The sequence below is a fragment of the Pseudomonas sp. PICF6 genome (genome assembly GCF_009831705.1).
GTDB lineage: Bacteria > Pseudomonadota > Gammaproteobacteria > Pseudomonadales > Pseudomonadaceae > Aquipseudomonas > Aquipseudomonas rhizophila.
Window position 1 is genome coordinate 171,840 of the sequence record NZ_WUUD01000017.1, and the last position, 22,465, is coordinate 194,304.

22 protein-coding genes and 1 pseudogene are annotated in these 22,465 nt (G+C 61.6%); 5 read left to right on the plus strand and 18 right to left on the minus strand.

Annotated elements, in window-relative coordinates; all coding sequences use genetic code 11:
• Nucleotides 1-59: 59 nt before the first annotated feature.
• The 6 genes from GSM73_RS11030 to GSM73_RS11055 form a co-directional block, all read right to left on the minus strand.
• Entirely contained in the window at nucleotides 60-827 is a 768-nt protein-coding gene (locus tag GSM73_RS11030; protein ID WP_160892520.1) for an SDR family oxidoreductase, read from the minus strand.
• Nucleotides 820-1,620, minus strand: a complete 801-nt coding sequence (locus GSM73_RS11035; protein ID WP_160892522.1) for an SDR family NAD(P)-dependent oxidoreductase — start codon at nucleotides 1,618-1,620, stop codon at nucleotides 820-822. The genes GSM73_RS11030 and GSM73_RS11035 overlap by 8 nt, the downstream gene beginning before the upstream one ends.
• Complete coding sequence (locus GSM73_RS11040) at nucleotides 1,613-2,434, minus strand: molybdenum cofactor biosynthesis F family protein (RefSeq protein WP_160892524.1); 822 nt, start codon at nucleotides 2,432-2,434, stop codon at nucleotides 1,613-1,615. The genes GSM73_RS11035 and GSM73_RS11040 overlap by 8 nt, the downstream gene beginning before the upstream one ends.
• A gap of 97 nt (nucleotides 2,435-2,531) precedes the next feature.
• Complete coding sequence (locus tag GSM73_RS11045; protein ID WP_160892526.1) at nucleotides 2,532-3,191, minus strand: helix-turn-helix transcriptional regulator; 660 nt, start codon at nucleotides 3,189-3,191, stop codon at nucleotides 2,532-2,534.
• Between the two features lie 52 nt (nucleotides 3,192-3,243).
• On the minus strand, nucleotides 3,244-3,609 hold the full coding sequence (locus tag GSM73_RS11050) for a cupin domain-containing protein (RefSeq protein WP_160892528.1): 366 nt from the start codon (nucleotides 3,607-3,609) through the stop codon (nucleotides 3,244-3,246).
• Between the two features lie 130 nt (nucleotides 3,610-3,739).
• On the minus strand, nucleotides 3,740-5,038 hold the full coding sequence (locus GSM73_RS11055; protein WP_160892530.1) for an FAD-binding oxidoreductase: 1,299 nt from the start codon (nucleotides 5,036-5,038) through the stop codon (nucleotides 3,740-3,742).
• A gap of 313 nt (nucleotides 5,039-5,351) precedes the next feature.
• Here GSM73_RS11055 and GSM73_RS11060 point away from each other — a divergent pair, with 313 nt between their 5' ends.
• The 3 genes from GSM73_RS11060 to hpaR (GSM73_RS11070) all read left to right on the plus strand — a co-directional run bounded on the left by GSM73_RS11060 (nucleotide 5,352) and on the right by hpaR (GSM73_RS11070) (nucleotide 8,090).
• The gene (locus GSM73_RS11060) at nucleotides 5,352-6,521 is read left to right on the plus strand and encodes a p-hydroxyphenylacetate 3-hydroxylase oxygenase component (protein ID WP_047229910.1); all 1,170 of its coding nucleotides are present in this window, start codon (nucleotides 5,352-5,354) and stop codon (nucleotides 6,519-6,521) included.
• A 71-nt stretch (nucleotides 6,522-6,592) separates the two neighbouring features.
• Nucleotides 6,593-7,534 carry a p-hydroxyphenylacetate 3-hydroxylase reductase component gene (locus GSM73_RS11065; RefSeq protein ID WP_047229909.1) on the plus strand — a complete coding sequence of 314 codons (942 nt, stop codon included), beginning with the start codon at nucleotides 6,593-6,595 and terminating at the stop codon, nucleotides 7,532-7,534.
• 133 nt (nucleotides 7,535-7,667) lie between these two features.
• Nucleotides 7,668-8,090 (plus strand): homoprotocatechuate degradation operon regulator HpaR, encoded by a 423-nt coding sequence (hpaR, locus tag GSM73_RS11070; protein ID WP_047229908.1) that lies wholly within the window; start codon nucleotides 7,668-7,670, stop codon nucleotides 8,088-8,090.
• Nucleotides 8,091-8,229: 139 nt separating this feature from the next.
• On the opposite strand, the gene hpaI is transcribed toward hpaR (GSM73_RS11070), so the two are convergent.
• The 8 genes and pseudogenes from hpaI to GSM73_RS11110 all read right to left on the minus strand — a co-directional run bounded on the left by hpaI (nucleotide 8,230) and on the right by GSM73_RS11110 (nucleotide 15,678).
• Nucleotides 8,230-9,027, minus strand: a complete 798-nt coding sequence (gene hpaI / locus GSM73_RS11075) for a 4-hydroxy-2-oxoheptanedioate aldolase (RefSeq protein WP_076385127.1) — start codon at nucleotides 9,025-9,027, stop codon at nucleotides 8,230-8,232.
• A gap of 14 nt (nucleotides 9,028-9,041) precedes the next feature.
• Nucleotides 9,042-9,845 (minus strand): 2-oxo-hept-4-ene-1,7-dioate hydratase, encoded by an 804-nt coding sequence (hpaH, locus tag GSM73_RS11080; RefSeq protein WP_076385125.1) that lies wholly within the window; start codon nucleotides 9,843-9,845, stop codon nucleotides 9,042-9,044.
• A 12-nt stretch (nucleotides 9,846-9,857) separates the two neighbouring features.
• A pseudogene (locus tag GSM73_RS11085) lies at nucleotides 9,858-11,161 on the minus strand (MFS transporter).
• A gap of 50 nt (nucleotides 11,162-11,211) precedes the next feature.
• Nucleotides 11,212-11,604 (minus strand): 5-carboxymethyl-2-hydroxymuconate Delta-isomerase, encoded by a 393-nt coding sequence (locus GSM73_RS11090; protein WP_160892532.1) that lies wholly within the window; start codon nucleotides 11,602-11,604, stop codon nucleotides 11,212-11,214.
• A 76-nt stretch (nucleotides 11,605-11,680) separates the two neighbouring features.
• Nucleotides 11,681-12,538 (minus strand): 3,4-dihydroxyphenylacetate 2,3-dioxygenase, encoded by an 858-nt coding sequence (gene hpaD / locus GSM73_RS11095; RefSeq protein WP_076385123.1) that lies wholly within the window; start codon nucleotides 12,536-12,538, stop codon nucleotides 11,681-11,683.
• Nucleotides 12,539-12,767: 229 nt separating this feature from the next.
• On the minus strand, nucleotides 12,768-14,228 hold the full coding sequence (hpaE, locus tag GSM73_RS11100) for a 5-carboxymethyl-2-hydroxymuconate semialdehyde dehydrogenase (protein ID WP_076385121.1): 1,461 nt from the start codon (nucleotides 14,226-14,228) through the stop codon (nucleotides 12,768-12,770).
• Between the two features lie 5 nt (nucleotides 14,229-14,233).
• A complete protein-coding gene (locus GSM73_RS11105; protein WP_107321715.1) occupies nucleotides 14,234-15,004 on the minus strand; it encodes a fumarylacetoacetate hydrolase family protein in 771 nt (256 codons plus the stop codon).
• A complete protein-coding gene (locus GSM73_RS11110; RefSeq protein WP_047229900.1) occupies nucleotides 15,001-15,678 on the minus strand; it encodes a fumarylacetoacetate hydrolase family protein in 678 nt (225 codons plus the stop codon). The genes GSM73_RS11105 and GSM73_RS11110 overlap by 4 nt, the downstream gene beginning before the upstream one ends.
• Nucleotides 15,679-15,864: 186 nt before the next feature.
• On the opposite strand from GSM73_RS11110, the gene hpaA reads away from it, so the two are divergent.
• Nucleotides 15,865-16,770: a 4-hydroxyphenylacetate catabolism regulatory protein HpaA gene (hpaA, locus tag GSM73_RS11115; RefSeq protein ID WP_076385117.1), complete on the plus strand. Its 906-nt coding sequence runs from the start codon at nucleotides 15,865-15,867 to the stop codon at nucleotides 16,768-16,770.
• 123 nt (nucleotides 16,771-16,893) lie between these two features.
• Nucleotides 16,894-17,316: a homoprotocatechuate degradation operon regulator HpaR gene (hpaR, locus tag GSM73_RS11120; protein ID WP_003201625.1), complete on the plus strand. Its 423-nt coding sequence runs from the start codon at nucleotides 16,894-16,896 to the stop codon at nucleotides 17,314-17,316.
• Nucleotides 17,317-17,415: 99 nt separating this feature from the next.
• On the opposite strand, the gene GSM73_RS11125 is transcribed toward hpaR (GSM73_RS11120), so the two are convergent.
• The 4 genes from GSM73_RS11125 to GSM73_RS11140 form a co-directional block, all read right to left on the minus strand.
• Entirely contained in the window at nucleotides 17,416-17,712 is a 297-nt protein-coding gene (locus GSM73_RS11125) for a phage infection protein (protein WP_160892534.1), read from the minus strand.
• 200 nt (nucleotides 17,713-17,912) lie between these two features.
• Nucleotides 17,913-18,788: a hypothetical protein gene (locus tag GSM73_RS11130; RefSeq protein ID WP_076386684.1), complete on the minus strand. Its 876-nt coding sequence runs from the start codon at nucleotides 18,786-18,788 to the stop codon at nucleotides 17,913-17,915.
• Nucleotides 18,789-18,827: 39 nt separating this feature from the next.
• Nucleotides 18,828-20,633 carry a bacteriophage N4 adsorption protein A gene (locus GSM73_RS11135; protein ID WP_160892536.1) on the minus strand — a complete coding sequence of 602 codons (1,806 nt, stop codon included), beginning with the start codon at nucleotides 20,631-20,633 and terminating at the stop codon, nucleotides 18,828-18,830.
• On the minus strand, nucleotides 20,630-22,462 hold the full coding sequence (locus tag GSM73_RS11140; protein WP_160892538.1) for a glycosyl transferase family protein: 1,833 nt from the start codon (nucleotides 22,460-22,462) through the stop codon (nucleotides 20,630-20,632). The genes GSM73_RS11135 and GSM73_RS11140 overlap by 4 nt, the downstream gene beginning before the upstream one ends.
• Between the last annotated feature and the right edge of the window lie 3 nt (nucleotides 22,463-22,465).

Consider the following 22,465-nt stretch of genomic DNA (forward strand, 5'->3'; position numbering starts at 1 on the left):
CTGCCGGTGATGACGGCTGCGTCGACATCATCGCCAGCCGACGCACCGCTCCCACACGCTCAAACCTCGGGCAAGGTCGAGCCGCCGTCCACCACCAGGGTTTGTCCGGTCACATACGCGGCCAGGTCCGATGCCAGAAAGAGCATGGCGCCGGCGATGTCGGACGGGGTGCCCAGGCGTCCCAGCGGTACCCGACGGGCGATGTCTTGATTGACCGCATCATCCCCCAGGTTCTCCATGGCCGGTGTCGCGATCATCCCGGGTTCGACGCCGTTGACCCGGATATGCTCACTCGCCAGTTCCAGTGCCGCATTGCGGATGAACCCGTTGACTCCGGCCTTGGACGCCGCATAGTGACTGAGCCCTGGATAAGCCACCCGCGGGCCGGTGACCGAGGAGGTCACCAGCACGCAGCCCTGGCCCTGCCGACGGAACATCGGCAATGCTCCCTGAGTCAGCCAGAACAGCGCCGAAAGGTTGACTGCCAGCGTGCGCTCAAGCATCGCTGGTGTGATCCCGGCAAAGGGTGTCAGGGGAAAGTACCCGGCGTTGTGCACCAGAACATCCAGCCTCCCCAGACGCTGCTCCAGATTAGCCATCAGCGTACTGATCGCCGTTGCATCGGCCAGGTCCACGCCCACGGCCTGTACCTGACAACCTGTAGCGGTCAATTCGCTCGCCACCGCCTCGGCCTGTGCCAGGTCCAGGTCAGCGATCACCACACGGCCCCCACGCCAGGCGAAGGCTTCGACGATGGCCCGGCCTATACCCTGGGCACCGCCTGTGACCAGCACCGTTTTTGCGCTGAAATCCAGATCATCAGGCATCCATGACCTCCATCCGGCTGAAGGCCAGGGTTGGTACGTCTACGATGCTGGAGCCACCGTCGACCACCAGTGCCGCGCCAGTGATGATCGAGGCTTGATTCGAGGCCAGGAAGCGACACACATGGGCAATCTCCAGCGCGCTGGCGGGCCTGCGCAATGGCACGTCCGCGCAGACCCTGTCGTAGGCCTGCTGCAGCGTTTCGCCGTGAAACTGCATCAAGACCTGCATTTCCTCATCAGCCATCGGCGTGCGCACCCAGCCCGGGCAGACGGCGTTGACCCGCACCCCGCGCGGGCCGTAATCGCGCGCCAGGGAGCGGGTCAGCCCCAGCAGCGCGTGCTTGGCGGTGGTATAGCCGCAGACTTGCGGGCCTGCCGCCAACGACGCGATAGATGCGATCAGCACAATGTTGCCAGCGCTTTCCTGCAGCAGCGGCAGGCACGCCCGGGCGCTGTAGAAGGCGCTGTCGAGATTGCTGCGCATGGCCGCTTCCCAGGCCTGCGGGCTGGTCTGGGTGGCGCTGCCCAGGCCCATACCGCCAGCGCAGGCCAGCAGCACATCGAGCCGGCCATAACGCTCGCGGATCTGTGCGACGAAGCCGTCCCAGGTCGTCGGGCATGCGGCATCGCCCACCAGCACCAGGCCGCCTATTTCCTCGGCCAGTTGCGCCAGAGGTTCGCGGCGTCGGCCGATCAGCACCAGGTTGGCGCCCTCAGCGGCATACAACCGGGCGCAGGCGGCACCGATGCCAGTGCCCGCGCCCGTGATCACGATGGTGCGCAATTCAGGCATCGGGATATTCCGTCCGGTTGAGAACCTGGCAGTAGGAACTGACGGGGAAATTGGAAAACTCATCGAAAGACGCGCCGGCATAACCGAAAATCTTGCCGTCGCTGCGGTGCTGCTGCATGTCGATCAGCACCAGGCCCAGGGTCGGGATGATCTTTTCCCGCCAGACGAACAGGTACAACTGATCGGCGATCTTGTAGGTGTCACACCGGTCGGTATCGCACAGGCCCTGTTCGACACCCTTGAGGCACTGCCAGGAATAGAACCGGTCGTTGAGATAGATGTGTTCGTAGACTTCGCTGGGGCTGTAGCGATACAGGTTGCGCAGGCCCACCAGTTCGGTGGTCGGTGCATGTGGGCACAGGCCCTGCTGCCAGGGGCGGTCGAGACTGCCGTGAAGGAACTCCACTTTCACGCCCGTCAGTGGCTGGCCGGCCAGCGCGCGGCTGTACAGACCTTCGCGAGTTTGTTCTTGCCCGGGCATGCTGCCGATCACTGCGGTGAACGCCGCGTGAGCGGTATCAAGTACCAGGCTGACCGACCAGGCTTGTGCGCCTTCGTGCTTGACGAAATCCACCAGGTAGAGGCCTGGCCGCACCGACGTGGCTCGATAAGGCGCGGTGCCGCTGGAATGGCCGTCGGCTGCGTTCCATGACAGGATTTGCTGTTCGAAGCGGTGTTCGATCTGCCAGCCATTGGCGAAATTCAGCGTGAAGGTCTTACCATTCAGGTCGGCCAGGTTCGGCAGGATGAACGCTTCAGGGGCAAAGCCGTCAGCCAGGGCGCCGACGGTGATCCAGTCTGTAGGTGTGGTCATTGCAAGACTCCGGTTGGATGAGATAGCCACCCGGATCATGGCGCCTTGCGCGGGGCTGGCCCATCAACCGAATGGTTGAACCGGCACAGGCAATGGCTTAGAGGAACAGGCTGCTGACCAGCTCGGTTCGATTGCTCACGCCGGTCTTGCGAAACAGGTTGATCAGATGCGTCTTGACCGTGGGCAGGCCGACGTCCAGCTCTCGGGCCAACTCTTTGTTACTGACGCCCTGGCGCAGCAGCAACGCTATCTGGCGTTCCTTGGGGGTCAGGCTACTGAGCGAGTCGTCCTGCGGCGGCAGGTTGGCGACGGCCAGTTGCAGTAACGCTTGCAGCGCTGCGAGCTGCGTCAGTTGCTCGCTGGTGAAGACGCCTTGCTCGGCGGTGCGCAACAAGGAAATAGCCGCTTGAGGCCGACTGCCCCGATGGGCGAAGACTTCCACCACATCCACCACGTCGTAGCGCTGTAAAAAATGGCGGTAGCGATGGCTTTCACGGATTGGCTGGCGGGCCATGGCCAGGCCAAGAGGCACCACGGCCAGGTCGCTGGAAACGTAGTTGCGCGGCTGCAACGGGTCGAACTGGCGATAGTTGTCCAGATAGTCGCGATGCATCTCGCCGCTCATGCCATGCAGGCTGAAGTCATGGGCTTGCAACTGTCGGTCGACGCAATAGAAGGCCGCTCGACTGGCGGGAACGAGCTGGGTGAACGCGTGCAGGCAATGGCCGGCGATGTCCTGGGAGGGGATGACGTACATGCTCGCAACCTTCGCCAAGAGGGCTGCCGGTGAATCCGGCAGCCGGGTCCGGTCAGACTACCGCGAAGTAGTGTTTGACAAAACTTTCGCTGACCACTTCCCACAATACCGGCGTACCTTTGGTCACGAACCAGCTGTCGCCGGCCTTGTAGCGGGTGCTCTGGCCGCTGGCTTCATCGGTCAGCACCACTTCGCCAGTGACCACGGTGGCCTGTTCGGCGAACGGATAAACCATTCGGAACTTGCCCTTGGTCGTGCCGAAGTAGGCGCTGCTGACCGCATCGGTGGGGGCGCCGAAGGTCATTTTGCCGAAGGCTTTGACTTCGCCTTCGAGAATCTGCGAACCGAGATCGGTGACGGTGCCCCAGGCGTCCAGGTCGGACAGCTGGATGTCTTTCTTGAGGTTGATAAGGGGCATGGCAGTGACTCCTGATGAGTGAAAAAAACAGCGGGTATGTATGTCTAGTACCGGTCAGTGAAGGCGCTGAATCTGTGGGAGCGGGCTTGCTCCCACAGGGGTTTCGCTTAACTGACGGGCATCAAGGCCATCAGCGACGGCCATTCCAGTAACCCGAGAGCTGGTGCCAGGACTTGCCGGCGGTCAGCAGCAGTGGACGGATGGCGTCCTTGCCGATGATGGTCGGGCGCCTGACGGAGCTGACTAGGTCGTAGCGCGCCGAGCCTTCGCTCATGCCTTCGGCCAGCACCTTGCAGATGATGTGGCTGGGGGTGACGCCAAAGCCTGAATAGCCCTGGACGAAAAACGCATTGTTGCGGCCGGGCAGGGTGCCGATCTGCGGAAACAGGTTCGGGCTGCACGCCATCGGGCCGCCCCAGGCCAGGTCGATCTTCACGTCCTTGAGGTACGGGAAAATCTTCAGCATCAGGCGCCGATTCCAGGCCTTGAGGTCCTGGGGGATGTGTTCTATCAACGGCGTCGCCGCACCGAACAGCAGGCGGTTTTCATTGGTGACGCGGTAGTAGTCGATCACCGGGCGAATATCGCTGTAGGCGCCGCGAATCGGGCTGATGCGCTGGATCAGCTCCTCCGACAATGGCTCGGTCATCATCTGGAAGGCATAGGTATTGATGGTCGAGCGATGCAGCTCCGGCTCCAGTTTGTTGAGGAAGCTGTCGCAGGCCCACAACAGCTTGCTGGCCTTGACCGAGCCACGCCCGGTGCGCACGGTGATGCGCTCGCCGTAGCTGACTTCCAGGGCCGGACTGTTCTCGAAAATCCGCACGCCGTGGCTGACCAGTGCCTTGGCTTCGCCCAGCAACAGGTTCAGCGAATGCACGTGCCCGCCGCCCATGTGCAGCAATGCACTGCTGTAGGCCTTGGACCCGATGATTTGCTGCACGTCGGAACCGCCGAGAAAGCGGATCTCATGCTTGCTGTTGATCGACTTGAAGTCTTTTTCCCAGGCCCGCAGGGTTTTTTCCTGGCGAGCGTTGAAGCCCATGTAGCCGTAGCCATGGCAGAAGTCGGCATCGATGTCGTACTTGGCGATGCGGTCCTTGATGATGTCCGCGCCCAGATCGCTGATCTCGAAGACCTGCCGCAGCCCGTCTTCTCCCACATCCTTCTTGATTTTTTCCAGGTCATGGCCGATGCCGGCCATGATCTGCCCGCCATTGCGCCCGGTGCCGCCGAACCCCAGGTAACGCGCCTCCAGCACCACGATATTGGTAATGCCTTTTTCAGCGAGTTCCAGCGCGGTATTGATGCCGGAGAAACCGCCGCCAATCACCACGACGTCGGCTTCCACGTCCTGTTCCAGGGTTGGGAAACTGAGGTTGTATTTCTTGGTAGCGGTGTAATAGGTGGGCGTTTCGATATTGATCATGACGCAACCTGACAAAGTGAAAAGAAACGCCGTGACAAGCGCCTTCGCAAGACACTGCACGCGATGGCCCTATTAAGAGCCCTGGTGCTGGCGCCTGTCTTGATCATCCGTGCCGGCGGATTTGATCGAGCGCGCCATGGCAGTGAAGGTCGCACCGTGGAAAGTACAATCTTGGGTCTGGAAGGTGCATTTTTCAGTTGCCCCGGATTACCCATACTGAACGGGCCTTAATCACTGATTCCGCCATTTCTGCAGCACCGGGTTGCCGGGCAAAGGCGGGATCGGCAGATGCCAATAATAAAAGAGCCCGTCCATGAAAAAGCCAAATCCGTTGCTCGAAGATCTCAAGCCTATCCTGCCGGTCATTGCCGCCAATGCCTTCCAGGCAGAGAAGGACCGTAGCGTTCCTGTCGAAAATATAGCCTTGCTCAAAGGTATCGGCATGCACCGGGCTTTCCAGCCGAAAAAGTACGGCGGCATGGAAATATCGCTACCGCAGTTCGCCGACTGCATCGCGTTGCTGGCCGGCTCCTGCGCCAGCACCGCCTGGGCCATGAGCCTGTTGTGCACCCACAGCCATCAATTGGCAATGTTCCCGGCCAAAACCCAGGAAGAAGTCTGGGGTGACGATCCCGATGCGACTGCCAGTAGCAGCATTGCACCTTTCGGTCGCACCGAGGAGGTCGAGGGCGGTGTGATGTTCAGCGGCGAAATGGGCTGGAGCAGCGGCTGTGACCATGCCGAGTGGGCGATCGTGGGATTTCGCCGCAAAAATGCCGAAGGAACCCAGGACTATTGCTTCGCGGTGCTGCCTCGCAGCGATTATGAAATCCGCGATGACTGGTACGCGGTAGGCATGCGCGGCAGTGGCAGCAAGACCTTGATCATCGACAACGCGTTTGTGCCGGAACACCGGATTCAGAAAGCCAAGGACATGATGGAAGGCAAATCCGCCGGGTTTGGCCTGTACCCCGACAGCAAGATTTTCTACTCGCCGTATCGCCCGTATTTCGCCAGCGGTTTCTCCACCGTGAGCCTGGGTGTGGCGGAACGCATGCTGGAGGTTTTTCGCGAGAAAACCCGAACCCGCGTGCGCGCCTACACCGGCGCGGCGGTCGGCGCCGCCACTCCAGCGCTGATGCGCCTGGCCGAGTCCACTCATCAGGTGGCGGCAGCCCGGGCGTTTCTGGAGAAAACCTGGCAAGAGCATGCCGAGCACAGTGAGCGCCACCAATACCCCAGCCGCGAAACCCTGGCGTTCTGGCGGACCAACCAGGGGTACGCCACCAAAATGTGCATTCAGGCAGTGGATCGCCTGATGGAAGCAGCCGGGGGTGGCGCCTGGTTCGAGACCAATGAACTGCAACGACTGTTCCGCGATGCCCATTTGACCGGTGCTCACGCCTACACCGACTACGACGTCTGCGCGCAGATTCTGGGCCGTGAACTGATGGGCCTGGAGCCCGACCCCACCATGGTTTGACCGCCTGCTCGCTGAGCCTGGCTCATATAAAAACAATTGAGGCCGTCGACTGAGGCGGCCGGGAGTCTTGTATGTCTGATGTGTGCGATAGCGCTTTCGACACCCGTGCGTTTCGCCGGGCCCTGGGTAACTTTGCCACTGGCGTGACCGTGGTCACTGCGGCCGCCGAAGATGGTCGCAAGGTCGGTGTGACGGCCAACAGTTTCAACTCGGTGTCCCTGGATCCGCCGCTGATTCTCTGGAGCATCGACAAGCGCTCCAGCAGTCACGGTGTGTTCGAGGCCGCCAGCCATTTTGCGGTGAACGTGCTGGCCGCCGATCAGATCGACCTGTCGAACAACTTCGCTCGGCCCAAGGAGGATCGGTTCGCCGAGATCCAGTTCGAGGCCGGGGAGGGAGGTGCTCCGGTGTTTGTCGATTGCTCGGCGCGTTTTCACTGTGAAAAATTCCAACAGGTCGATGGCGGTGATCACTGGATCATGATCGGTAAAGTCGTGGCGTTTGATGATTACGGCCGCTCACCGTTGCTCTATCACCAGGGCGCCTACTCGATGATCTTGCCCCACACCCGCATGACCAAACGGGAGGAGGGACAGTCCCCCAGCAGTCACTTCCAGGGCCGTTTGAGCCACAACCTGTATTACCTGATGACCCAGGCGCTGCGGGCCTATCAGGCCAGTTACCAGCCGCGCCAGCTGTCCACCGGGCTGCGCACCAGCGAAGCACGGATGTTGATGGTGCTGGAAAACGATGCAGGGCTGAACCTGTGCGACCTGCAACGGGAAGTGGCGATGCCGGCGCGTGAGATCGAAGAGGCCGTGGCTAACCTCAAGCGCAAGGGCCTGGTCACCGATGAGGGCGAGCGAGTGCGTCTGACCGTCAAGGGCGTGGACGAAACCGAAGGACTCTGGGCAATTGCCAAGGAGCAGCAGGACAAGGTATTCGGCCAGTTCAGCGAGCAACAGGTGGAGCATTTCAAGGCCGTGCTCAAAGGCGTCATCAAAGGCGCTTGAGTTGTTACAGGGGTTCAAGCGCGACACTCAGCCTTGTGGCGAGGAGAGAAATCCCTTCGCCCCAAGGTAACTTGGCGCCGAAGCTGTTAAGATTTAGTTAACTCATTAACTAAATTTCCTCGCGAACACACCTATGCCCAAACCGCGCCAATCCTTGACCCTCACCCTTCTACAGGCCCGTGAAGCGGCCATGGGTTTTTTCCGTCCCTCCCTCAACCAGCACGGTTTGACCGAACAGCAATGGCGAGTCATCCGTATCCTCAGCCAGCACGACGAACTGGAGATCAATCGCCTGGCTGAACTGGCCTGCATTCTCAAACCGAGCATGACCGGCGTGCTGACGCGCATGGAAGCGGCGGGCATGGTGGAACGGCGCAAGGCCGAACAGGATCAGCGGCGGGTGCTGGTGCGCCTGGCGCCGCAGGGGCAGGCGAGCTTCGATTCGATGAGCCAGAGCATGGAAGAGAATTACCAGCGTTTGCAGGGCAAGTTGGGGGAGCAGAAGTTGCAGACGTTGCTGGAGTTGCTCAATGACCTGAAAGCGATCAGGCGTTGAGATCCCGGGTTGGTTAACTTCTCTGGGAGCAAGGCTTGCCCGCGATGAAGGCACTGCGGTCTCTCAGAAACCGAGGTGCCGGTTTCGCGAGCAAGCTTTGCTCCCACAGGCCCCCTCGCCACAGAGGTTTGTGTTGCTATCAGTACACACCGCTAGCCGCAGGTTTTGGTGTGTCTTTGAACGTCGCCGCAAGGCTTTGCAAACCGCGCATCAACACGGTTGTATCCACCCCCACCGCGACAAACCCAGCGCCCAGCTCGATATAACGCCGGGCGAGCTTTTCATCGGCGCTGAGAATCCCGGCCGCTTTGCCGGCCTGGCGGATGCGGGCGATGGCGTCCTCGATGGCGGCTTGCACGGTCGGATGCCCGGGATTGCCACGAAAACCCATGGACGCGCTCAGGTCCGCCGGACCAATGAAGACCCCGTCGACACCTTCCACTGCGGCGATGGCATCCAGGTTGGCCAGGCCCTCGCGGCTTTCGATCTGCACCAGCAGGCACATCTGTTCGTCGGCCTTATCGAGGTAACCGGCAATACTGTTCCAGCGTGATGCACGGGCCAGCGCACTGCCGACGCCTCGGACGCCTTGAGGCGGGTAATGAATGGCGCGCACCAGTTCGCGAGCCTGGCCGGCGCTTTCGACCATCGGCACCAGCAAGGTTTGCACACCGATGTCGAGCACCTGCTTGATCAATGCGGTGTCGCCGACCACCGGGCGGATCACCGGTTGGCTGGGGTAGGGGGCCACGGCCTGGAGCTGGCCGAGCATCCCGCGCACATCATTGGGCGCGTGTTCGCCGTCGATCAGCAACCAGTCGAAGCCGGCGTTGGCCGCCAGTTCCGCACAGTAGGCGTCGGCCAGGCCCAGCCACAGGCCAATCTGCGCCTCACCGCTGCGCAGCCGTTGCTTGAAGGTATTGATGGGCATGTCCATGAGTCAGTCTCCGATCAGACGAAACGGCAAGCGATGGAACCGAGCATGTCGTAGTCGACATGGAAGGTATCCCCCGGGTTGGCCGCCACGGGACGGGTGAAGGAGCCGCCGAGAATGATTTGCCCCGGCTGCAGGGTGACGTCGTAGGCCGCCAGTTTGTTCGCCAGCCAGGCCACGCCTTTGGCCGGGTGATTGAGCACCGCTGCCGAGACGCCGGATTCCTCGATCACGCCGTTGCGGTAGAGCACCGCAGGCACCTTGCGCAGGTCGATTTCAGTGGGGCGCACCGCGCGCCCGCCCATGACCACGCCGGCGTTGGCGGCATTGTCTGAGATGGTGTCGAAGACTTTGCGGGTGGCCTTGCTTTGTGGATCGATCTGCTGGATGCGGGCATCAATGATTTCCAGTGCCGGGATCACCCATTCGGTGGCGTCCAGCACGTCGAATACCGTCACGTTCGGGCCTTTCAACGGCTTGCCGAGGATGAACGCCAGTTCCACTTCTACCCGGGGCACGATGAAACGCTCGAACGGGATGTCGGTGCCCTCGTCGAAGAACATGTCATCGAGCAGGGCACCATAGTCCGGCTCAGTGATGTTCGACGAGACCTGCATGGCCCGGGAGGTCAGGCCGATCTTGTGGCCGACCAGCTTGCGGCCGTCCTTGATCTTTTGCGCAACCCAGGCGCGCTGGATGGCGTAAGCGTCGTCCAGGGTGATATACGGATGGTCGAGGGAAAACTGCCGCACCTGTTCGCGCGAACGTTCTGCGTGGTCGAGGCGGGCGGCGGCCTGCTGGATGAGGTTTTGATCGAGCATGAAGAGCATCTCTTATTGAGGGTTGACGATGGCGGCCTGGGTGCGAAGCACCAGCAGGCCCCCACGGCGATGAGCAGCGCCAGCACATAAAGGGCCAGGCTGGCGCTCTGGGTGGTGTCGCGCATCCAGCCGATCAGATAGGGCGCCAGGAATGAGGCAATGCTGCCGAAGGAGCTGATCAGTGCGATGCCGGCGGCCTGGGTGCTGTTGGACAGGAAGGCCGGCGGCAGTTGCCAGAACATCGGCAACGCTGCACTGGCACCCATACCCGCGATGATCAGGCCACCCAGTACCAGGGTTGGGCTGGTGGGTGAGAGACCGGCGATGGCAATGCCTGCCGCCGCCATCAGCAGCGGTACGCAGAGGTGCCAGCGCCGTTCGCGATGGCGGTCTGACGAACGGCCGCAGCCGATCATGAAAAAGCAGCCGGCCAGATACGGCACGGCGCTGAGCAATCCAACCTGACCGTCGCTGCCGATTCCGGCGCCGTGAATCAACGTGGGCATCCAGAAAGCCAGGGTGTTCACCGCCAGCATCACGGCGAAATACACCGCCACCAGCAACCAGACCTGCGGGTTGTTGAGAATCGCCGAGAACGAGGTGATGGATTTGCGTTGTTCTTCGACGCTCAGTTGCGCGCGCAGTTGCTGTTTGGCTTGCGGTGTCAGCCAGTTGACCGTCTCGAAACTGTCCGGCAGGCACTTGAGCACCACCAGGCCGAGCAGAATCACCGGCAGCCCTTCGATGACGAACATCCACTGCCAGCCGCGCAGGCCACCGAAGTCATGGAAGTGTTCAAGGATGCCGCCCGACAAGGGCCCGCCAATCACGCCGGCCATCGGCACGGCAATGGCAAACAGCGCGGTCACCTGGGCGCGGCGTCGTGCCGGGTACCAACGGTTGAGAAAGACCAGAATGCCCGGGAAGAACCCGGCTTCGGCCACCCCCAGCAGAAAGCGCAACACGTAGAACCCGGCGGCGCTTTCGATCAGGAACATGCCGGTGGACAAAGCCCCCCAGACCACCATCAGCGTGGCGATCCAGCGGCGCGGGCCGACCCGGTCCAGGGCGATGTTGCTTGGCACGCCGAACAGCGCGTAGGCGATGAAGAACAGGCCCGCGCCGAAGCCATAGACCGTGTCGCTAAACTGCAGGTCGGCGCTCATCTGCATCTTGGCAAAGCCAATGTTGATGCGGTCCAGGTGGGCGAAAAGGTAGCAGACCAACAGCAATGGCATCAGTCGCCAGGTGACGGTGGCATGGGTGCGGTCGTGGGCGATTGTGCCGGCAGTGTCGGCGGTATTGGCTGTGCTCATGATTTTGTACTTTTTGTCAGAGAGGCCGAAGGGCGAACGGGCAGGCGGGTTTAATGGGCCTGGGTGTTGAGGAAGGCGTGAACGTTGTTGGCCTTGAAGTTGAGCTGTTCGTGCAGCTCGATCATCTCGAACGACAGCGCCAGCAAGCGCTGGGCCTGGAGTTCGGCGAAGTGCGCCGTGATCACTTCAAAGAGCTTTTGCGCCACTTTCTGGCGGGTAGCCAGGTCACGGCCATGGCCGACCTTCAAGGTCATGTGGACGAAGGCATAGTCGTGCTTGCCGTCGGCCATGCGCCAGGTATCCAGGCGCACACCACGGCTGCGGATACCACCCAGGGGAAACACACCGCTGTCACCCAGCAGGGTGTGAACCTTTTCAAACAGGCCGGGCAGATCGGCTTGTTGTTCGATGTTGTCGGTGTATTCGGCAATGAAGTGGGGCATGGAGGCCTCCTGCGTCGGCAGCTGTGAGTGGCAAGCTTCAAGCGGCAAGTCGAGGGTGGTCGGCTGCCGCTGTGGCTCAAACTGGAAAAATGGCGTTGATCTGGCCCGTACCGGAACTGCCGAAAGGTTCGGTGATGATTTCGGCGGGTTTGGCATAGTCCGGCCCACCGAGCAGCCCCAGAAGCATGGCGGTGTCATGCATCTTGCCCTCACCGAAACAGTGCTCGGCGTAATCGGGCAGCATGGCGCAGAACTCTTTCCAGCGACCCTGGCGCCACAGCTCCACGACATGCAGGTCGACCTGTTTGTCGAACTCGCGCGTCCAGTTGTGGATGTTGGCTTCGGCATTGCGATCATCGGAAAAGCGGTGCGACAGCGAGCCGGAAGCCAGCACCAGCACCTTGCGATCACTTTTTTCGATGGCCCGGCGCACGGCGGCACCGAAGGTGAAGCTGTCTTGCAGACGGTGCCAGGCGCACCAGGCGGCAACCGACACCACGTCGAATTTCTGGTCTTGCGGAACATCCATGTGCATGTAGCGCATGGGCACCAGCGTGCCGTATTCCAGCTCCAGGCTCGGGATGTTGTGGGCCAGGGTGCGCACGTCGGCGGCATTGGCCTCGGCGGCGATCAATTCGCCCAGTTCCGGAGCGCCGGAGTATTCGTACTCCATGTTCTTGATGAAGTGCGGCAACTCGTTGCTGGTGTAGATGCCTTTGAAGTGCGTGCCACTGTTGACGTGGTAGGCGCTGTTGACCAGCCAGTGCACGTCAAACACCACGGCGGTGTCGGCGCCCAGTTCACGGGCGCGGCGACCGATTTCCTTATGGCCGGCAATGGCCGCTGCGCGGCAGCCGTGGTGTTTGCCCGGCAGCTCCGACAGGTACATCGAGGGAACGTGGCAGATTTTCGCAGCCAGGACGACTTCGCCCATGATGATTCTCCTGAAAAATTGTTCTTGTTGAATCTCGGATAACGGGTGAATCGGGTCTTGATGCTCTGGGTGGATCACTGCATTTGTGGCGAGGGGATTTATCCCCGCTGGGGCGCGGAGCGGCCCCTCAATAGGCCTGACACACCGAGTCGTCGGGTGTAGGGCTGCTGTGCAGCCCAGCGGGGATAAATCCCCTCGCCACAAGGTTAATCACCCGATTTGTCTGTGATCATGCCCCCCAGCGCGGAATGTGATGCCCGCCCATGGAGATGCAGACGTTCTTGATCTCGGCGAAGACTTCAAAGCTGTACTGTCCACCTTCGCGGCCGGTTCCGGAACCCTTCACGCCGCCGAAAGGCTGGCGCAGGTCGCGCACGTTCTGGCTGTTGATGAACACCATGCCGGCCTCGATGCCATGGGCCAGGCGATGGGCCTTGCCGATGTCCTGGGTCCAGATGTACGAGGCCAGCCCATAGTCAGTCTCGTTGGCCAGTTGCAAGGCTTGTGCTTCGTCCTTGAACGGGATCAGGCACACCACCGGGCCGAAGATTTCTTCCTGGGCGATGCGCATGTTGTTGTCCACGTTGGCGAACACTGTCGGCTGGATGAACTGGCCGCGACTCAAGTGCGCCGGTAGGTTGGCCGGGCGCTCCAGGCCACCGGCCAGGAGCGTGGCGCCTTCTTCGAGGCCGATCTTGATGTAGCCGGTGACCTTGTCGTAGTGGGCCTGGGTGATCATCGAGCCGACCTGGGTTTTCGGGTCTTGCGGATCACCGACAATCAGGCGTTTGGCCCGGGCGGCGAACTCGGCCACGAACTGGGGGTAGACGCTTTCCTGGATGAAGATCCGGCTGCCGGCGGTGCAACGTTCGCCATTGAGCGAGAAGATGGTGAACAGCGCTGCGTCGAGGGCCCGTTCAAGGTCGGCGTCTTCGAAAATCAGTACCGGCGACTTGCCGCCCAGTTCCATCGAATACTTTTTCAGCCCGGCGGTCTGCATGATCTTCTTGCCGGTGGCGGTGCCGCCTGTGAAGGAAATCGCCCGCACATCCGGATGACGCACCAACGCGTCGCCGGCCGTGGCGCCATAACCCTGGATCACGTTCAACACACCGTTGGGAATGCCGGCTTCCACCGCCAGGCGCCCCAGCTCGTTCGCGGTCAGCGGCGACAGCTCGGACATTTTCAGCACGGCGGTGTTGCCCAGCGACAGGCACGGCGCGGTCTTCCACGTTGCAGTCATGAACGGCACGTTCCAGGGCGAGACCAATGCACAGACACCCACCGGTTGGTACAGGGTGTAGTTAAGCATCTGGTCGTCGACCGGATAGGTGTGGCCGTCCATCCGCGTGCAGACTTCGGCGAAAAAGTCGAAGTTGTGGGAGGCGCGCGGGATCAGCACGTTCTTGGTCTGATGAATCGGCAAGCCAGTGTCGAGGGTTTCCAGTTCGGCCAGTTTCGGCACGTTCTGCTCGATCAGTTCACCGAGCTTGCGCATCAGTCGGGCGCGCTCCTTGGCCGGCGTGTTGGCCCACTTCGGGAAAGCGTCCTTGGCCGCGGCCACGGCCTGGGCAACTTCTTCGGCGCCGCCGCTGGCAACTTCGCCAATGGCATCACCGGTGGCCGGGTTGTAGTTGACGAACACATCTTTGCTTTCGACCTCACGGCCGTTGATCCAGTGCTTGATCATGCTGCTCACGCCTCTTTACGGGATGCGAAGAACTCGGCTTCGCTGACAATTCGATTGACCAGGCGGCCGACGCCTTCCACTTCCACGACTACTTCATCACCGGGCACCACGTCCGCCAGGCCTTCGGGCGTGCCGGTGGCGATCATGTCGCCGGGTTGCAGGGTCATGAAGCTGGACAGGTATTCGATCAGGTAGGGGATGTCGAAAATCATGTCGCGGGTCGAGCCTTCCTGGCGCAGTTCGCCGTTGATCCAGGTGCGCAACTTCAGGTTGCCGGGGTCCGGTACATCGGCCACATCGACCATCCACGGGCCGACAGGTGTGGTGGCATCACGGTTTTTCACCCGCAGGTTGGGGCGGTAGTAGTTTTCCAGGTAGTCGCGGATCGCATAGTCGTTGCACACGGTGTAACCGGCCAGGTAACCCAGCGCGTCCTCGCGCTTGACGTTGCGCGCGGCTTTGCCGATGACCGCCACCAGCTCGCACTCGTAGTGCATGTAGGCGACGTTGTCGGGGCGCCAGGTCATCTGGTTGTGGCCGGTGTAGGTGCCCGGGGATTTGATGAACGCCAACGGTTCGGTTGGCGGCTTGAACGCCAGTTCGGCGGCGTGATCGGCGTAGTTCAGGCCCAGGGCGAACATGCTGCCGGTGGCCGGCGGCAACCACTGGACCTGATCCTCGGCCAGCAGCCTACCGTCGGCCAGGCGAACGGCGTTGTGAGCTTCAACGGTGACCGTGTGGACCTGGCCTTCAAAACCAATGCGCGCGTGTTTCATGAACGTGCTCCTGTGTGCTCGGCCACAACGCTATTGACGAGGCGGCCCAGGCCGCTGATCTCCACTTCGACGCGATCGCCAGGCACGACATCAACCCGGCCCTCGGGCGTGCCAGTGATCAGAACGTCGCCGGCATGCAACGTCATGAACTCGCTGATCTCGGCGATCAATTGGGGAATGTTGCGAACGAAATTGGCCGTGTTGTTGTGCTGGCGCACCTCGCCGTTGACGTACAGCCTGATTGTCAGGCTATGGGGGTCGGCAACGTTGGCCGTGGGCACCAGTTCAGGCCCGATGGCACAGAAGCCGTCCCGGCACTTGGCCTTGACGGCGGGGCGGTAATAGCTGTCTTCCGGCAGGCTGAATTCATTGACCACGGTATAGCCGGCCACATAGTCCAGTGCTTCGGCGGCGCTGACACGGCTGGCCGACTTGCCCATCACCACGCCAAGCGCGGGCCCCGGTTGCAGCCGCTGGCCGTGACCTGGATGAACCACGTCGGCGTCGTGCCGGTTGCGGGTGTTGGGTGTCTTGATGAACAACACCGGTTTGACCGGCGGCTTCTGGTAAGGCGGTTGCTCGAACTCGGCGAGGCGCTGTTTCAGCAGCCCCTGATAGTTCAGTGCAACCCCAAACAGGGTGCCGGTCGCGACGTCATGCAGGGCACGGCTCATGCTTGTCTCCTGGCAGCGGCAGAGATGAGGGCTCTGCAGATATTGTTAATGTATTAACAGTTATAATTAAGATGTTAACTATCGTCAAGCGTGGCAGAATCACCGGACACTGGTTGCCCTCGGGAAATCGGCGCAGGATGAATCCAAGCCGCTGCCTGAATCAGAATAAAAAACGAGAAATGCGTGATGACTGACCGTCAGCCAATCCCCAACATCAACATTGGCCAGGTGTACGACCAGCGTTACAGCGATGCCGAGGTTCACTACGATCGGCTTGCCAACCTGGCGGGTTTCTTCGGTCGCAATATGCCGGTGCATCGGCATGACCGTTTCTTTCAGGTTCACTACGTGAAAAGCGGCGCCGTACGGGTGTATCTGGACGACCAGCAATACGTCGAATCCGGGCCTATGTTTTTCCTTACGCCACCCACCATTCCCCATTCTTTTGTGACCGAAGCCGACAGTGACGGGCATGTGTTGACCGTTCGTCAGCAATTGGTGTGGCAGTTGATCGACGCTGATCCGAGCCTGGCGCCGGCGGGTGTGCAAATGCCTGCGGCCTGCGTTGCGTTGGCGCAGTTGGGGCCGGAACAGGCGGGGGAGGTGCGGCGACTGGAGTACCTGTTCGAGGAGCTGAGCGAGGAGGTCTGTGCCGAGCGGCCGGGGCGCAGCGCGGCGCTGGACGGTTTGACGCGGCTGATCATGATCAGTCTGCTGCGTCTGTGTTCCAATTCTCTGCAGGCACGACCGGCCCGGCATGAGGACCTGAAGATTTTCCACCGCTTCAATGAGCTGATCGAAGCTCACTATCTGCAACATTGGCCGTTGTCGCGCTACGCCGAGGGCATCGGCGTCACCGAGGCGCGGCTCAACGATGTGTGCCGACGGATCGCCGACCTGCCTTCCAAGCAGCTGATCATGGAACGGCTGATGCAGGAGGCCAAGCGGTTGCTGTTGTTTACCGGCAGTTCAGCCAATGAAATCTGCTACCAGCTCGGGTTCAAGGACCCGGCGTATTTCAGTCGTTTCTTCCAGCGCTACGCCCGGCTCACACCAGGGGAGTATCGCCAGCGGCAATCGGGGTTGCGTTGAGCGTTGTTGCTGGTGGAGCACTCGCCACCGGCGTCATGCAGCCGTCCAGTGCGCGGCGTTGTTTCTTGCAGCCGCTTGTCCGCAACACTAAGCTGCCAGCTCGTCCATCCAAACAGTCCGAACATGGCCAACCCCAGACCTTCATTGACACTGACCCTGTTGCAAGCGCGCGAAGCGGCCATGGCTTTTTTCCGCCCGGCGCTGAACCAGCATGACCTTACGGAACAACAATGGCGGGTGATCCGTATCCTGCATCAGCAAGGAGAGCTGGAGAGCCACCAGCTCGCTCATCAGGCCTGCATCCTCAAACCCAGCATGACCGGTGTGCTCAGCCGTCTGGAGCGTGATGGGCTGGTGCGTCGGCAGAAGTCGAGCCAGGATCAGCGTCGGGTTTTCGTAGGGCTGACCGAGCGTGGGCAGCAGTGCTTCGTGTCGATGAGTGAGGGGATGGAAAGCAACTATCGCCGCATCGAAGAACAGTTTGGTGAAGAAAAGATGCAGCAACTGTTGGCGCTGCTCAACGAGCTGAAGAACATCAAGCCGTGAGCCAGGCAAACATTCGGGGTGAGAGGGCAAGCTCCCTCACCCCGAATAATCCATTGCGCTGAGACTTCGATCCAAACTCGGCACGGCTATCGGCAACTCTTAAGCGTTGCGTTCGCGCAGTTCCTGAAGACGATCAGCGCCACCTTCAGCCACGCGGTTTTGAAGCAGACGATCGGAGCCACCTTCAGCCACGCGGTTCTGAAGCAGACGATCGGAGCCACCCTCGGCTACGCGGTGCTGGCTCAGACGATCGGAGCCGCCTTCAACCACCAACTGTGCAGCCTGACCCTTCGCCGCTGCACTCATGGCCGTGGCCGAAGCGATGTTCGACAGGCCGAGCCCGCCCATCAGTGTCAGAGCGATTGCCAGGGACGAAACTTTCGAGAAAGTGAACATGGTGATTCTCCTTGCGCTTGATTGAGTGGGCCGGTGGCAACGGGTGTGCTGCTGTCCGGTGATCACAGTTAAACGCGAAGGTGTATCGACGTTGTGTGTCGGCAAGGCTCGAAGTCAGCGATTTCGTATCAACTCGCCGTTCATATACACAGCGATACAAATCTATGGGGCCAGGCCAGGACGAAGGCCTCGAGCCATGATCACGGCTTGGCCAAGGATTGCTCCAGCTGCTCCACCAACTCAGGCGTCAGATAATGGGGGCCGTCGAACAGGTACAGCGGATAGCCGGCATAGGCGGCCAGTTGGGGTGTGAGTTCGGCAACCGTGGCCGAGCGAAAGCCGCCGCCGAACTTGGGGCGGAAGGCTTCGACGATGATCCGCACGCGATCCTTCCCGAGCCGGTCACGCAGGGTGTCGGCGTAGTCCCGGGCCACCGGGGCGGTGCGGGCGTAGACGCCGACGCCATCCTGGAAGAACACGCCAATATCGTCCGGCAACCATTGCTTGAGCCAGTCGGCAGTGGCGGCGGGGCCGATGTTGGCGCCGTCGTAGACGCTGATCCACAACGGGCGCGGCAGCTTGGCCAGCAAGGCGGGCAGTTCCTTGGCGCGAGACCAGCTGGGATCGACCTCGGCCGGAAAGTACCACCCAGTCACGTGCAGTGGCGTCGGCAGTTGCGCAATGCGCTCCGACACCGTGGCCAGTTGCTCGATGTTGTCCCTGGAGCGGTTTTCACTGAAATGGCCGGCCAGCCCGAGGATGACATCCTGGGCCCAGGGCGCCTTGGCGATGCGCGCCCAGTCAGGCAGCAGCGGCACGCTGGGCAGGCCGGTGCCGGGCACGAAGGCCTGGTCATCCACCACCGTCCATTGCACCAGCAGCTCGCGCACCCCCAGCTTTTCCCAGTTGCCTTTGATGCCCACGGTCTGGTTGTCTGGCTGCCAGACGATGCCAACGATGTTCGGTGCAACCTCCTGGTTCATCATGTAATACGTCCCTGTGCCTGCGCCGAGGGCCGTGGCCAGCGAGAGCGCCGCCACAGCCGTGCGACTGATGATATGGCCGAAGATTTTCAAGCGAGCGTCTTCTTGCAATTGCACATCACATCAACGGCCTCAATAGGAGTAGGTCAAGCGAGCGAACACGCCTTTGGCGCGTTCCTCGCCAAATACCCTGGCCCTGTACTGCAGGGAAAAATCCACATAGGAGCGCGGGGCGTTGTAGGCGTCTTCGCGGAACCAGTAGCGTACGTTGTTGCCCACGCCGATCCCGCCGGCGTTGCCGGACGAGAAGTCACCGTCGGCGCCGCTTTTCATCTTGGAATCGTAGTCCACCGCCGCCACGACATGGGGGAAGGTCACCCAGCGCGAGCCGGTACCGCCGATGGCGTAGCTGCGTCCCACTTGCCATTCGCTGTTGAAATAATTGCGCGAGTCGTTGATGTATCGACCGACTTCGGCGTACAGCTGCGAGGTCCACCAACTGGGCGCATCGACCCGCAGGTCGGTGCCGATACTCGAACCGTAGCCCAGGCGCGCCAGCCAGTCGCCCTCGACGTTCGAGGAGCCCAGGGGAAAGGTGCGTTCAAAGGCGGCCATGATGTTGATGGAGCTGAAGGGTTTGATCCGTACCCCCAGCGCCCCTTGCAAGGCATCCGCACCGGTGTCCGAGTCGCTGTTCTTGCTCCACAGGGTGTCGGTGACGCGCCCGTAGAGTTCGACGAAACGCGCATTGCGATACCCCAGCGGCCGCCAGGACAGCTCAGTGCTGTTCTGCAGTTGATCATTGCTTTGGCTGCCGCTGTTGCTGGTGCCCGGAGCAGCGCTCAGGCCACTGGAACTGTTGCCGCGATAGCTGGTGGTGCTGGTCAAGCCCATGGTGCGTGAAATGTCGCCCACGGCACGACGGGTATCGAACAGCTGTTGTGCTGACATGGGCGACTCAGCGGTTGCCTGGGCATCGATGACGCGCTTGAAATACGCCACCGCTTCGTCGTCTTCATGAACGCGCATGGCGTTGTAAGCTGCATCCTGAGCCGCTGCCGGGGCGAGCCGGGTGCTGGCATCGGCCCTGCGGAACGCGGCGTGGGCCGCCTCGTCGTCACCGGCCCGGACTGAATCATAGGCCAGCTGCAAATCACTGACCGGTGCCTGTCCTTCGGTATTATCCGGCCGGGTGGCGCACGTCAGGCCGAAGGTACTTTCCTGGCACTCGAGAATCGGTGCGTCGCGATCCTCGGCCGTCAGCAGCGCGCTGTTGAGCAATTGCTGGTTGGCGGCGATTTCCGGAGCCCAAGCCACGGCTTGGCGAGCCTTGTCCACGGCCAGCACCGCATCGCCTTGCTGCAAGGCACGGTAGCCCTGGACCGCCAGCGGCGCCGCCAGTTGACGACGAATCGCCGTTCGACGCATCAGGAGCGCGTCATCGTTGGCGAAGACCCTGAGCGCTTCGCCCACAGCCTGGTCGGCTTCGACCAGAAGATGCTGGCGCTGCAAGGCGTCGATCAGCAATAGCCGGTACTCCCGGCGACGGGGAGCCTGGGCAATCGCCTCGCGAGCCGATTGCGCAGCCAGACCGAACCGTTCGCGATCATAGGCCCTGTACCCTTGGGTGGCGGCCATGAAACCCGGTGCCGCGGCCACGGCGGACGAAGCGGCGGTCCGGGGCTGGTCGCGCAGTTTCTTGTCACGTTCGGCCATGGCGATCAGGGTGTGCAGACGCGTCACGTCGGCGCGCAGTCGCAGGGCCTCGCGCGCCTTGGCGATGGCCAGGTCGTAGTCCTTGCGCTCGTAGGCGCTGTAGGCTTGGTTGGCGGCGGTGTAGGCCGGGCCGGACAACGGCAATGGCAAGGTTTCGGCAGCAGCCACGGCCGGTATCAGGCTCAGCCCCGTGGCCAAGAGGGTCAGAAGGGCGCGGTTCATGCCGGAAGCTCCATGGGGTAGACGCTGTGCTGACGCGCCACCACCTGTTCGATAGTGGCCCGGGGCAGCACACCGCTGTCGACCAGGTAATCGCCGATCCGACCGTGGTGCTGCGGTCGATACTGCAACATGGCGCGGCTGAACTGATCGCGATCGAGCAGGCCCATTTCGATCAGCAAGTCACCCAGTAGCGGTGCACTGGCATTCGGTACGGCGTGGCCGTTGCGTTCCGGCAATTGGCGCAACAGCGCGAGAATTTCACTTTCCCTGGCAATCAGTTGCACCGGCTCGCTGCCCAGTTCGGCGGCGATCTGTTGCAGGCCTTCGTCGGACAGGGGGTTGGCAACGGCGATCTGTTCGCAGCCGTCAGCGTTGCGGCCCAGGGGAATGACCCGCCAGCGCAGGGCAAACTCGCCGGTCAGTGACGAGGTCGAGGCGGCGGCTTTTTGCGACACGTCGAAGACCCGGGGCAGGTCATTCTGGAACGCGATGGCTTCGGCCAGGGTTTCGTCGTCCAGCCAGCCGTTGTTGAGCAAAATGCGCCCCAGGGGCATGTTGCGTGATTGTTGCTGGTCCAGGGCACTCTGCAGGTGGGTGTCGGTAATGGCCTGCCAGGACAGCAACACGCTGCCCAGGCGGCGGGGCGCGATGGCCACCAGGTCGGTGGAAGGGAAGTCGTGCATGGTCTTGTCCCAGACCAGTTTGCGATTCATCACCTTGCCCACCAGGAACATCCGCCAGGCTCTGGACGCGGCCATGAAGTTGACGAAGTTACCCACCAGCATGCGCGGGATTGACAGCAAGCCATGCTGCCAGCCGTACAGCACGGTGGTGAAATAACAACGGTGCAGGATCCGCCAGAGCAGGGCAATGCCATTGGCCACCAGCAGGTATTTGATCAGGTCGTTGGTTTCAAAGGGCGTTGGGAAGGTGACGTCCCACCAGCCGCTGTTGCGCAGAATGATCAAGCCCAGCAGCTGCACCAGAATCACGTAGGCGATGATGCTGACGAACGCCGTCACCACGCCCTTGCGGTCGCGAAACAGCAGGTAGCGGTTGGCCAACGAGCCGCTCCAGCCCATCTGTTCCCAGCCTTGCAGGCCGATGCCCAGAGTCCAGCGGGCCTTTTGTCGGAACGCCGTGCGGAAGGTGTCCGGGAAGAACTCGCGCACGCACAGTGGCATCGTCAGGGTCGATTCGTAGGGCTTGCGGAACCAGGATTTGCGCAGCACCCGAAACTGCACCGGGAAACGCACGAAGATGGCGTTCATGCCGACCTTGGCCAGCCGCGCGCCGACGTCGTAGTCCTCGGTGAGGCTGTCGGTGTTGAACGGCTGGTTTTCGGTTTCGCCGGCCAGTACCCGCAACGCGCGATGGGAGAAACAGGTGCCGACGCCGGCCGAGGGCACGGTGTCGGTCATGCTTTCACGCACCACCAGGTCCTTGCCGTGCCATTCGGCGAACTCGTCCATGTAGACGCCCGCCACCCATTCGTACCAGTTGCGCTCCAGCGACACCACGGGCAACTGGATCATGTCCTTGCGCGGCAGCAGGTAGTTGAACAGCCGCAATTCCAATGGATGCAGCACGTCTTCGCTGTCGTGCAACACCACCCCGGCGAAGGTCATGCCATGGGTTTTCTCGTGCAGGAAGATCGCCTGGATCACCCAGTTCAGACAGTCGGCCTTGCAGGTCGGTCCGGCATGGGGCACTTCCACGCGGTGCAGTTGCTTGTAGCGCCGGCGCATCCGCTCGACTTCGTCGATGGTCGCCGCTTCCAGGTAGTTGTAGTAGTGGGCCAGCCAATAGGGCCAATAAAGCGACGTCATCGA